Below are 12,646 nucleotides of genomic sequence, written 5' to 3'. Positions count from 1 at the left end.
ACGCGGGACCGCACCGCGGGTGGTCGGCGCCCCGGTGCCACGCCGCACGGCGGGTGGTCGGCGCCCCGGTGCCACGCCGCACGGTGGGTGGTCGGCTCCGCCGGTCAGCGCTGCGCGGCGGTGAGGACCCGGCGCAGCGTGGCCGCGTACCCCCGGGGGTGGGTGGTGTTGCCGTTGTGGCCGCCGGGGAAGACCACCGGTGCGGTCCCGAGCAGCTCGGCCAGCCGGTCGGCGCACCGGCGGTCGAAGACCTCCGGTGCGGTGCGGGCACCGACGGCCGGGACGATCCGGGTGCCGCAGCCGGGCAGGTCGGCCGGGCGCAGGTCGTCGCCGACGATCGCGGTGAAGTCCCGGCGGATGAACGTGTCGAAGTTGGCGACCCGGCGCGGCGTGAACGGTTGCGGGGTGAGGTCGGGCTCGGCCTGCTGGCAGGTCGGGTCGATGCCGAGCACCCGGGCGATCTCGCGCATGGCCTCGGTCAGTCCACGGGCGGCGTAGAGGCGTTGGACGTCGAGCAGTTCGCGTTCGTGGCGGGTCCGCTCGCCGGTGGGCAGCAGCCGGGGCGAGACCGGTTCGTGGGCGACCAGCGTGTGCAGCCGGCCGGGATGGTGGACGGCCAGGCGGAGCCCGATCGAGGCACCGAGGCTGCACCCGAGCATCGCGGCCGGCTCGTCGGTGAGGGCGGCCAGCAGGCGGGCGGCGTCGTCCGCGTGGTCGGCCAGGGTCACCGGCCGGTCGGGGTCGGTGAGCGCGCTGCGGGACAGCCCGCGCCGGTCGTAGGTCACCACGGTGTACGCGTCGGCGAGCTGTGCGACCAGGTCGGCGGTCCGGCGGGCGTCACCCTCACCGCTCTGGCCGATCAGCAGGACCGGGCCGCTGCCCCGGACCTCGTGGTAGAGGCGGGCGCCGGCGACGGCGAGCGTACCGGTCCGGAGGGTGTCGGTTGCGGACATGTGCATCTCCATGCGCTTGACGGACGGGCGGGCCCCGCGCCGATAAAAGCATCGTATCAGATGCATCTCGAATGATGGATCGTTTCTGATGTACTCTGAACGGGTGAACGGCATCGAGTTGTTCCTCCTGGGGCGCACCCTCATGAAGATCGGCGAAGAGGCGATCCCCACCGAGGGGGTAGACCCCCACCCGGCGCTGCACCGCTCGGTGCTCATCGTGGCAAGCGACATCCGGGCCCATCCGGGCACCTCGGTCAGCGAGATCGCCGAGCGGACGGGCTTCCCGCAGAGCAAGGTGTCGGTCTGCGCCGCACGCCTGCGCAAGGCCGGTGCCATCGACGCGGTGGCCGACCCCCACGACCGGCGACGGCTGCTGCTGCACACCGCACAGCAGGTCTCCGACCGGGTCGTCCAGATCAGGGCCGCCTCGATCGACGGCGCGCTGGCCACGGCACTCGGCACCGACGACCCGCAGCGGATCGCCGAGATCACCGCCGCCCTGGAGACCCTCGCCCGCAGCCTCACCCCGCAGGCGCTCCTGCGGCTCCGCGGTGGCACCGAGGCGAGCGACGGATGAGCCCGACGGACGGGTGAACGACGGCACGACGGCACGACGCAGGATCCGCGTTAGGTCCGCAGGGCAGGCTCGGCGTCGGGGTGTCACCTTCCCGGGCACCCCGAGATCGTCGAGGAGAGCAGATGTCGGTCGACACCCTTCGTCTCATCGTGTCCAGCCCCGACCAGCCGGGGATCATCGCCGCCGTGGCCAGGTTCCTGCACCTGCGGGGAGCCAGCATCGTGGAGCTGGACCAGTACACCAGCGAACCCAGCGGCGGTCAGTTCTACCTGCGTACCGAGTTCACCATCGCACCCGAGCGACGGGCGGGCCTGAGCGACCAGTTCGCCACCGCCATCGCCGAGCCGTTCGGCATGCGGTGGCGGTTCAGCGACGCCCGACAGGTCAAACGGATCGCGATCCTGGCCTCGCGGGCCGACCACTGCCTGGTCGACCTGCTCTGGCGGTGGCGGCGCGGAGAGCTGGCCGCGGACGTCACCCTGGTCGCCTCGAACCACCCCGTCCTGCGCGACACCGTCACCGGATTCGGCGTGCCCTTCCACGAGGTCCCGGTCCGGCCCGGCGCCCGGGACGCCGCCGAGGGTGCCCTCGCCGACCTGCTGGCCGGGCAGTGCGACCTGATCGTGCTGGCCCGCTACATGCAGATCCTCAGCGGCGGGTTCCTGGAGAAGGTCGGCGTCCCCGTGATCAACATCCACCACTCGTTCCTACCAGCGTTCCCCGGCGCCGGCCCGTACGAGCGGGCCCGGCAGCGCGGCGTGAAGCTCATCGGCGCCACCGCGCACTACGTCACCGCCGCGCTGGACGAAGGGCCGATCATCGAGCAGGACGTGATCCGCACCTCGCACCGGGACACCACCGCCACCCTGGTCCGGCTCGGCGCGGACGTGGAACGGACCGTCCTGGCCAGAGCCGTCGAGTGGCACTGCGCCGACCGGCTGCTCCAGTACGACAACCGGGTGCTGGTCTTCTGAACCCCGCCCGACCCGAAACGACGTGTCCCCGGCCGCGACTGCGGACCAGGGACACGTCGTCTCGGGTGTCAGCCGTGCTACGTCCGGCTTGCCTCGGTCGGGGCCACCGCAGCCGCAGCGGCCGGCGCCGGTGCGGGCACCGCGGTGCCCGGCGGGGTCGGGGCCGGGGGCCGCCGCCGGACGAACGTGGTGAGCACCGCCGCGACCACGACGATGGCGATCGGGAAGAGGAAGTTGGTCTTCAACATGGACAGGAAGGCATGGTCGTACACGTTGGTGAAGACCGTCGCGATCTGGGCCCGGAGCTGGTCCGGCAGGTCGCCCGGCAGGTGACCGAAGATGCCACCGGGACCACCGGCCCCGGCCTGCACCCCGGCGTCGACGAACCGGTCACGCACGTCCGCCGGCAACTGCCCGGCCTGCGCGGTCGCCTCCTCCCGGACCGTGGTGGCGAGCCGGCTCTGGATCAGCGCGCCGACGATCGCCAGACCGAGCACCGAACCGAGCTGCCGCACCGTGTTGTTCAGCCCGGACGCCGCTCCGGCCAGCCGCGGGTTGACCCCGCGCATCGCCTCGGTCGCCATCGGCGCCAGCAACGACCCGGTGCCGGCGCCGGCGACGAGCAGACCGGGCAGGAAGGTGTACCACTTGCTGTCCAACTGGGCCAGGCTGACCAGGATGACCATGCCGATGGCGTACATGGTCAGACCGAAGAGCAGGACGAACTTGCCGCCGATACGGTCCGACAGCCGACCCGCGAACGGGGACACGATGATCGCGACCAGCGGCGAGGGTGCCAGCGTCAGGCCGGCGTGCAACGCGTCCATCCCCAGGACCTGCTGGAGGTAGAGGTTCATCGGCAGGACCAGTCCGAGCATCGCCATCGAGACGACGGCCGCGTTGATGCTCATGATCGTGTAGTTGCGGTCCCGGAACAACGCGAACGGCACCAGCGGTTCGTCGTCCTGCTTGGTGCGCTGGTGGGCGATGAAGACGCCGATCAACACCACCCCGACCGCGAGCAACGCCCAGATCTTCGCGCTCCAGTCGTAACGCTCCCCCTCGTTGAGGGCGAACACCACGCAGAACAGCGCCGCGGTGGCGATCAGCACGCCGACCACGTCGAAGCGGTGCTTGCGGTCCGGCTTCATGTTGGGGATGAGCAGTGGGGTCAGCACCAGCACGGCGATGCCCAACGGCACGTTGACGAAGAAGATCGACCGCCAGCCGAAGGTCGACACCAGCAGACCGCCGAGGGTCGGACCGGAAATGGTGGCGACACCGGCGACCGCACCCCAGACGCCCATGGCCGTGCCCCGCCGCTGCGGCGGGAAGATACCGATGATCATCGCGAGGGTCTGCGGCACCATCATCGCCGCGCCGATGCCCTGCACGGCCCGCGCCCCGATGAGCTGGCCGGGGTTCTGTGCCGCACCGCAGAAGACGCTCGCCAGGGTGAAGAGCGCCGTACCGGTGAGGAACAGCAGCCGTGGTCCCTTCAGGTCACCGAGCCGCCCGGTCGTGATCAACAGGACGGCGAGGACCAGCGAGTACGCGCTGATCACCCAGAGCACCTGGTTGAACGAGGCGCCCAGGTCGGACATCACGTCCGGGATGGCGATGTTGACGATCGTGAGATCCAACAGGGTCATGAAGAAACCGATCGACAGTGTCGCCAGCACCGCCCACGGGTTTCCGCGCAGCCTATTCAAGATATTTCCCTTCCATGCCTCATGATGCGGTTACCGGTGCCGACCACACGGTCGCGTGCCGGTCAGGGGAGCCGATCCGGATGCGGACCGCTGAGCTCCCGGTCCAATGTGTGAAACAGGTCGTCGTCGTCGATCGTGTCGAGTTCGTCGGCGCCCCCGGCGGCTTCGTCGCCGCCCTGCCGGCCCTGCCAGTTCCACAGCAGATTCCTCAGTCGCTCACCGATGTCGTCCTCCTCCCCGTCGGGGATGTCGCGGGTGGCCAGCAGAGCGTCCAGCCGGTCCAGCACGGCCAGCACCGCTCCGGCGGGTTCACCGGTCTCCGGCACCAGACGGGTGCCGATCTGCTCCGACAGCGCCACCGCGGTCGGAAAATCGAAGACGAGCGTGGTCGGCAGCCGCAGTCCCGTGACGGTGTTCAGCCGGTTGCGCAGCTCCACCGCCGTGAGCGAGTCGAAACCCATGTCGCGCAGGCTGCGCTCGTCGTCCACGACCTCCGCGTCGGTGTAACCCAGGACGCCGCGGATCTCCGTGCGGACCAGGTCCAGCAGCCGCTCGCCACGCTGCTGGGTCGACAGGGCGGCCAGGCTGTCGGTGAGACTGCCCGGGTCGTTCCCGGGGGCGGAGCTCACGGCCGCCGCCCGGCGGGCCGGCACGGGCACCACGGGAGCCAGTGCGGTGAGGACGTCCGGCAGCCCACCGGCCCCGGCCGCCGCGCGTAGTGCCGCCGGCGCGAACGCCGCAGCCACCACGACCGGCGGGAGGTACGGGTCGACCCCGGCGAGCGCCTCGTCGAGCAGGCCCAGCGCATCGGCCGCGGCCATCGGGGAGATGCCGATGCGGGCCAGCCGGGCCCGGTCCGCCGCGCCCAGCTCGCCGGCCATACCGCCGGTGCCCCACAGCCCCCAGCCGACGGCCAGGCCGGGAAGTCCCTCGGCGCGACGCTGCCCGGCCAGCGCCTCCAGGAAACCGTTGGCCGCCGCGTAGTTGGCCTGACCGGCGGTCCCGACGGTGGCGGCCACCGACGAGAACAGCACGAAAGCCGAGAGGCGTCGACCCCGGGTGAGTTCGTGCAGGTTCCACGCGCCCCGGGCCTTGGGGCGCAGCACGGCGGCACAGCGTTGCGCGGTCAGCCCGGTGAGCACCCCGTCGTCGAGCACACCGGCGGCGTGGAAGACCGCACCCGGCTGGTACGCGTCGAGCACCTCGGCCAACCGGTCCCGGTCGGCGACGTCGCAGGCGACGACGGTGGCGGTGGCACCGGCGGCGGTCAGGTCGGCGAGCAGTTCCGCCGCGCCGGGCGCCTGCGGGCCGCGCCGGGCGGTCAACACCAGCCGACGGACACCCTGTGCGACGAGGTGCCGGGCGAGCACGGCCCCCACCGCGCCGGTCGCACCCGTGATCAGCACGGGGCCGTCGGCGTCGAGCCGGTCACCCGTCGTGGCCGTCGGGTCCGGCCGGTCCCCGGCGGTCCGGGCCGAGGCGGGAAGCGGGGAGAGCCGGGGAGCGAGGGCGACGCCGTCACGCAGGGCCAGCCGGGGATCCCGGGCGGCCAGCGCCATCGGCAGTGCGGTGATCGAGGCCGGCGTGCCGTCCACGTCGACCACCGTGATCCGGCCCGGGTGCTCGCTCTGCGCGCTACCGAGCATCGCCCACACCGCGGCCATCGCCGGATCGGGCGTCTCACCCGGGCGCGCGGCGACCGCCAGTTCGGTGAGCACCACCAGACCGACGTCCGCGAGCAGGTCGTCGGCCAGCCACTGCTGCAACAACTCCAGCGTGTCGGCGACGGCCCGTTCGGCGGCCAACGGCGGTGCGAGCGCGGCCATCGCCCGGCTCGTGGCGATCGAGGAGACCGCGTCGACCACGATCACCGACGGCGGCGGGGCCCCGTTCGTCACCGCCTCGTGGACGGCCGTCATGTCGACGAAGAGGGCGGCCGGGCCGAGCAGCTCCGCCGCCGAGTCGGCCAGGACGCGACCGTCGTCGAGCACCGCCCACCGGGGGTGCGGGCTCGGGTCGACGGCCGGCAGCGCCACGGGGTGCCAGTCGAGACGGTAGAGGCCACCAGTCGGCCCGCTGTCCGGCTGGTACGGCCGCAGGGCCAACTCGTCGATGTCGGCGATCGGCGCACCGGCGGGGTCGACCAACGACACGGAGACGGTGCCGGCCCCGGAGCCCGGCGCGAGCCGTACCCGGGCGGTGGTCGCGCCGCCGGCGTGCAGGGCGAAACCGGCGACGGTGAACGGCAGGTGCAGCCGGTCGGTCGGTGGGACGCCGAACGCGACGGCGCGCAGTGCCGCATCGAGCAGCGCCGGGTGCAGGCCGAAACCGGCGGCGTCGGACGACACCTCGTCGGGCAGGGCCACCTCGGCGTAGTGGACGTCACCGGCCCGCCACAGCGCCCGTACGCCCGCGAAGGCCGGGCCGACCGCCAGGCCGGCGGCCACCAGGTCGGCGTGCAGGGCGTCCGGGTCCACCGGCGACGCCCCGTGCGGCGGCCACGGCGCGTCGCCCTCGGGCCACCCGGCGGGCGTGGCCGCCTCGGTGCCGAGCACTCCGTCGGCGTTGAGCCGCCACGGCGTGGAGCGGTCCTGCGGCTGGGTGTGCACGGTGAAGGCCCGACGCCCCGACCCGTCGGCCGGCCGGACGGTGACCTGGAGCCGGACGGCCTCCTGCGCCGGCAGCACGATCGGCGTCCGGAAGGTGAGCTCGTCGACCCGCCCGCACCCGACCTGGTCGCCAGCCCGGACGGCCAGGTCGGCGATCGCCGCGCCGGGCAGCGTGACCACCCCGCCGACCGCGTGGTCGGCCAGCCACGGCTGGTCGGCCACCGAGAGTCGACCGGTGAGCAGCTCACCCGCCCCGTCGGCCAACTCGACCACGGCACCGAGCAGGGGGTGACCCGCGGTGTCCTGGCCGGCGGCGCGGGTGTCCCCGACCGGGGCCGGGGCGTCGAGCCAGTGCCGCGTGGCCTGGAACGGGTAGGTGGGCAACGCGACCAGCCGGCCGGCCGGATTGCGCGCGGCCAGCACCGCCACCGGGTCGGGGTGTTCGACGTTGGCCAGTACCGTCGCCACGGCCGCCGCGAAGGTGTCCTGCTCCGGCTGGGTGGTCCGCAACGCGGCCACGGTCACCGGTGCCGGCTCCGCACCGCCGATGCTGCCCTGCACCATCGCGGCGAGCACCGGGTCCGGTCCCAGCTCGACGAAGATCCGGACCCCGTCGGCGTGCAGGGTGCGGACCCCGTCGTGGAACCGGACCGTGCCGCGCAGGTGACGGGCCCAGTAGTCGGGTGAGGTCAGTTCCTCGGTGGTGGCCGTGCGACCGGTGACGTTGGAGACGATCGGGATCTCGGGTTCGTGGAAGGTCAACTCGCCGGCGAGGCGGACGAACTCCGCCAGCACACCGTCCATGTGTGCGGAGTGGAAGGCGTGGCTGACGCGCAGCTGCCGGGTGCCGAGGCCGTCGGCCCGGCACCGCTCGGCGACCCGCTGCGCCGCGTCGGCGTCGCCGGAGACGACCACCGACTCCGGGCCGTTGATCCCGGCGATGCTCAACCGGTGCGCGTCCGGCCCGAGCAGGGCGGTCACGGTGGCCTCGTCGGCCCGGATCGAGATCATCGCGCCGCCCTCGGGGGCCGACTCCATCAGCCGGCCGCGGGCCGCCACCAGCCGGCACGCGTCGGGCAGGGTGAGCACCCCGGCCACGTGCGCGGCGACGACCTCACCGATCGAGTGGCCGATCAGCCGGTCCGCGACGATGCCGGCCCGCTCGACCAGCCGGTAGAGCGCCGTCTGCACGGCGAACAGGGCCGCCTGGGTGTAGCGGGTCCGGTCCAGCAGCGCGGCGTCGGCCGAGTCGGGGGCGGCGAAGACCACTGCGCGCAGGGGACGGTCCAGGTAGGGGTCGAGGTGGGCGCAGACCGCGTCGAAGGCCGCTGCGAAGACGGGTTCGGTGGCGTACAACTCGGCGCCCATGCCGGGACGCTGGCTGCCCTGCCCGGTGAACATCAGGGCCAACCCGCCGGGTGTGCCGCGCCCGGTGACGACGCCGCCGGCCACGCCGCCGTCGGCGAGCGCGGACAGGCCGGCGAGCAGGCCGTCGTGGTCCCGGCAGACCAGCACCGCGCGGTGCGCGAACACCGCCCGCCGACCCAGGGTGTACGCCGTGTCCGCGACCAGCGCCCGCTGCCCGTCGGAGCCGGGCGGCAGGTCGGCCAGGGCGGCGGCGAACCGGCGGGCCTGACCGCGCAGTGCCTCGGCGGTACGCGCCGAGAGGGGAACGAGGACCGGGAGGGCCGCCGCCCCGGCACCGCCATCGTCCGTGCCCGGCGCTACCCCGGCCGGTTCCTTCCCCGCGTCGGCGGACGGGCTGTCCGGGACGTCGTCGCCGGGGCGTCCGGCCGGCGCGGGAGCTTCGACGATGACGTGGGCGTTGGTGCCGCTGATGCCGAACGACGAGATGCCCGCCCGGCGGGGACGGTCGGCCACCGCGACCCAGTCCCGGGCCTCGTCGAGCAGGCGGACCGCGCCGGCCGACCAGTCCACGTGCGGCGTCGGCTCCTGCACGTGCAGGGTGCGCGGGAGGGTGCCGTGGCGCATCGCGAGCACCATCTTGATCACACCACCCACCCCGGCGGCGGCCTGCGCGTGGCCGATGTTGGACTTGAGCGAGCCGAGCCACAGCGGCGTCTGCGGGGAGCGTCCGACGCCGTACGTCGCGATGAGGGCCTCGGCTTCGATCGGGTCGCCGAGCCGGGTGCCGGTGCCGTGGGCCTCCACCGCGTCGACGTCGACGCCGGTGAGCCCGGCCGAGGCGAGCGCCTGCCGGATCACCGCACGCTGGGCCGCCCCGTTCGGCGCGGTCATCCCGTTGCTGGCCCCGTCCTGGTTGACGGCGGAGCCGCTCAACACGGCGAGCACCTCGTGCCCGTTGCGTTCGGCGTCGGAGAGCCGTTCGAGCAGCAGCAGACCGACCCCCTCGGCCCATCCGGTGCCCGTCGCCGACGACGAGAAGGCCCGGCACCGGCCGTCGGTGGAGAGCGCGCCCTGCCTGCTGAACTCGATGAACGTCTTGGGGGTGGCCATCACGGTGACACCACCGGCGAGGGCCATCGTGCACTCGCCCCGACGCAGGGCCTGCGCCGCCAGGTGCACCGACACCAGCGACGAGGAGCAGGCCGTGTCGACGGTGACGGCCGGCCCCTCCAACCCGAAGGTGTACGCGATGCGTCCCGAGGCGACACTGCCGGCACTGCCGTTGTAGAGGTAGCCCTCGGAGGACTCGGGCGCGGTGGCGAGCCGGGCCCCGTAGTCGCCGTACATCACCCCGACGAACACGCCGGTACGGCTGCCGCGCAGGGTGGCCGACGGCAGGCCGGCCCGTTCGAACGTCTCCCAGGCGGTCTGGAGCAGCAGCCGTTGCTGGGGGTCCATCGCGGCGGCCTCGCGGGGGTTGATGCCGAAGAAGTCGGCGTCGAACCGGTCGGCGTCGTAGAGGAAACCACCCTGGTCGGCGTGGCTGGTGCCGGGCCCGTCCGAGCCGGAGTCGAGCAGACCGGACATGTCCCAGCCCCGGTTGCGGGGGAACCCGCCCACCGCGTCCACACCGTCGGCGACGAGCCGCCACAGCTGTTCCGGGGACTCGACACCACCCGGGTAGCGGCAGCCCATCGCCACGATCGCGATGGGTTCGTCGGCCGGCCCGACCGTCGGGGCGACCGGCGTCGGGGCGGGACCGGTGCCGCCGGAGACCCGCTGGTCGAGGTGTTCGGCGAGCGCGGCCGGGGTGGGGTGGTCGAAGACCAGGGTGACCGGCAGGGTGATCCCGGTGGCGGCCCCGATCCGGTTGCGCAGCTCGACCGCGCTGAGCGAGTCGAAGCCGAAGTCCTTGAAGGTGCGGTCGGCCTCCATCGTCCCGGCCGGGTCGTGTCCGAGGACGGTGAGCACCGCGCCGCGCAGGAGCTCGGTGACCGCCTCCCGACGCCGGGCCGCAGGGAGCGCCGCCATCCGCCGCTCCCAGGACTGACCGGCGTCGACACCGGCGGTCGCCCGCACCCGGCGTGGGGCGACCCGGACCAGGTCCCCGAACAGGGCGGGCAGCAGCCCGGCGGTCGCCTTCGCGCGGAGCGCGGCCTCGTCCAGCCGGGCGGCGACCACGGTCGCCGGCAACGGGTCCGGGCCGGTCGGGTGGCCCGCCCGGACCGCCTCGAACAGCGCCAGGCCCGCCGCCTCGTCCAACGCGCCGATCCCGTCGCGGCCCAGCCGGTTCAGGTCGGTCCGGCTCAGGTGGGCGGTCATGCCGGAGGCCGTGGCCCACAGGCCCCAGGCGATGCTGGTGGCCGGCAGGCCGTGGGCGCGTCGGTGAGCGGCCAGGCCGTCCAGGAAGCCGTTCGCCGCCGTGTAGTTGGCCTGACCGGCGTTGCCCAGGGTCGCGGTCACCGACGAGAAGAGCACGAACTCGGCCAGGTCGAGGTCGCGGGTCAACTCGTGCAGGTGCCACGCCGCGGTCTTCGGCCGCAGGACGGCGTCGAGCTGCTCGGGGCGCAGGGAGGTGAGCAGTCCGTCGTCCAGCACCCCGGCGGCGTGCACCACGGCGGTGAGCGGGTACGCGGCGGGGATCGCGTCGAGCAGCCGGGCGAGCTGCGTCCGGTCGGTCACGTCACAGGCCGCCACCTCCACCCGGGCGTCGAGGTCGCCCAGCGCGGCGGTCAACTCGGCCATCCCGGGTGCGGCGGCACCGCGCCGGGCGACGAGCAGCAGCCGCTGGGTGGGATATCGGGTGGCCAGGTGACGGGCGAAGACCCCACCGAGCACCCCGGAGGCACCGGTGATCAGGACGGTGCCGTCGTTGCGCGTCCCGGCGGTGGCCCGCGAGGCGTCGCCGGGTGGGGCGAGCCGGGTGAGCCGGGCCCGGTGCTCGACGCCGCAGCGGATGGCGAGCTGTGGCTCGGTGCCGAACCCGGCGACGGTGACGGCGGCCCGGGAGCGCTCGTCGTCGTCCAGGTCGATCAGCACGATCCGGTCCGGGTGCTCGATCTGGGCGGTACGCAGCAACCCCCACACGGCGGCGGCAGCCGGGTCGACGTCCTCGTCGGGCCCGACCGCGACCCCGCCCCGGGTCACCACGACCAGCTTCGACGGGTGGGCCCCGCCCGGGGACCCGTCGGTGCCGGCCCCGGTCAGCCAGTGGGTGACCTCGGCGTGGACCTCGTGCACGAGCAACCGGGCGGCCTCGGCGGCGTCGCCGTCGGTGGTGGTGCCGACCCCCCGGTCGGTCAGGTCCAGCACCTGCCGGTCGGGTGCATCCGCCGGGTCCGCCGCAGCGGGCTCCCGGTCACCGGAGGGTGACCAGGTGATGGCGTACAGGCCGCCGTCGGTGGCGGGTCCCCGCAGGCCGCCGGGGATGGGCCGCATCACGAGCGTGTCCACGGTGGCCAGCGCCGCGCCGGTCGGGTCGGTGACGACCAGGTGCAGGACACCGGGTGCGGTCCGGGTGAGCTGGACCCGGGCCGTGGTCGCCGCCGTGCGGTGCAAGGCGACGCCGGACCAGGCGAAGGGCAGCTCCACCGGCGCGGCGGGTGCCTCCGGGTCGGTCAGGCCGGCGTGCAGGGCCGCGTCGAGCAGCGCCGGGTGGATGGCGAAGGCGGTCACCTCGGCGTGCTGCTCGGCGGCGAGCGCCACCTCCGCGAAGACCTGGTTTCCGCGCCGCCAGGCGGCCTGTACGCCCTGGAAGGCCGGGCCGTAGTGGTAGCCCCGGGTAGCCAGGTCGGAGTAGAGCTCGACGCAGTCGAGGGGTTCCGCGTCGGCCGGCGGCCAGGTGTCGGCCAGGCCCTCGGCCGGTGCCCGGTCGTCACTGTCGGAGAGGACACCGGCGGCGCACGTCGTCCAGTCCGTCTCGCCGGAGCCGCTCCGGGCGAAGATGGACACCGGCCGGCGACCGGCGTCGTCAGCGGCGTCGACCACGGCGCGCAGTTGCACGGAACCGGTGGTCAGGACGAGCGGCTGGTGCAGGGTCAACTCGTCGACGTGGCCACAGCCGACCTCGTCACCGGCGCGCAGTGCCATGTCGAGAAAGGCCGTACCGGGCAGGACGACCGTGTCGCCGACCGCGTGGTCACGCAGCCACGGCTGGTCGGTCAGGGACACCCTGCCGGTCAGCACCACCCCGCCGGAGCCGGGCAGCTCCACCGCGGCACCGAGCAGGGCGTGGCCGGTGGCGGTCGTGTCGTCGCCGGTGTTGCGGGGTGCCTCCAACCAGTACCGCTCCCCCTGGAACGCATACGTCGGCACATCCACCAACCGACCCGCACCCACCACCCGACGCCAATCAACCCCCACCCCCGCAACAAACGCCTCACCCAACGACAACAACACCCGACCCACACCACCCTCACCCCGACGCAACGTCGGCACCACCACACCACCCGAA

Annotated in this window: 5 protein-coding genes; 2 read left to right on the top strand and 3 right to left on the bottom strand. The window is 73.8% G+C overall.

The features are described from left to right. Positions 1-104: 104 nt before the first annotated feature. On the bottom strand, positions 105-953 hold the full coding sequence (locus AB0C22_RS30060; protein WP_219469047.1) for an alpha/beta hydrolase: 849 nt from the start codon (positions 951-953) through the stop codon (positions 105-107). Between the two features lie 88 nt (positions 954-1,041). Here AB0C22_RS30060 and AB0C22_RS30055 point away from each other — a divergent pair, with 88 nt between their 5' ends. Beyond that, positions 1,042-1,530 (top strand): helix-turn-helix domain-containing protein, encoded by a 489-nt coding sequence (locus tag AB0C22_RS30055; RefSeq protein ID WP_208569094.1) that lies wholly within the window; start codon positions 1,042-1,044, stop codon positions 1,528-1,530. A gap of 122 nt (positions 1,531-1,652) precedes the next feature. Further along, positions 1,653-2,504, top strand: coding sequence for a formyltetrahydrofolate deformylase (gene purU, locus AB0C22_RS30050; RefSeq protein ID WP_219469045.1), 852 nt, complete (start codon positions 1,653-1,655; stop codon positions 2,502-2,504). A 77-nt stretch (positions 2,505-2,581) separates the two neighbouring features. On the opposite strand, the gene AB0C22_RS30045 is transcribed toward purU, so the two are convergent. Both AB0C22_RS30045 and AB0C22_RS30040 read right to left on the bottom strand, forming a co-directional pair. Continuing rightward, entirely contained in the window at positions 2,582-4,216 is a 1,635-nt protein-coding gene (locus AB0C22_RS30045; protein ID WP_219469041.1) for a DHA2 family efflux MFS transporter permease subunit, read from the bottom strand. 62 nt (positions 4,217-4,278) lie between these two features. Continuing rightward, positions 4,279-12,630, bottom strand: a complete 8,352-nt coding sequence (locus AB0C22_RS30040) for a type I polyketide synthase (protein ID WP_357538297.1) — start codon at positions 12,628-12,630, stop codon at positions 4,279-4,281. Between the last annotated feature and the right edge of the window lie 16 nt (positions 12,631-12,646).

It is taken from the genome of Micromonospora sp. NPDC048894 (assembly GCF_040649765.1).
GTDB lineage: Bacteria > Actinomycetota > Actinomycetes > Mycobacteriales > Micromonosporaceae > Micromonospora > Micromonospora antibiotica.
Note: the sequence above shows the minus strand (reverse complement) of the source record. Positions and strands in the feature narration are given on the sequence as shown.

Coding starts and splice junctions, on each gene's coding strand:
- AB0C22_RS30060 (WP_219469047.1), bottom strand. CDS start 953: ATGTCCGCAACCGACACCCTCCGGACCGGTACGCTCGCCGTCGCCGGC.
- AB0C22_RS30055 (WP_208569094.1), top strand. CDS start 1,042: ATGTACTCTGAACGGGTGAACGGCATCGAGTTGTTCCTCCTGGGGCGC.
- purU (WP_219469045.1), top strand. CDS start 1,653: ATGTCGGTCGACACCCTTCGTCTCATCGTGTCCAGCCCCGACCAGCCG.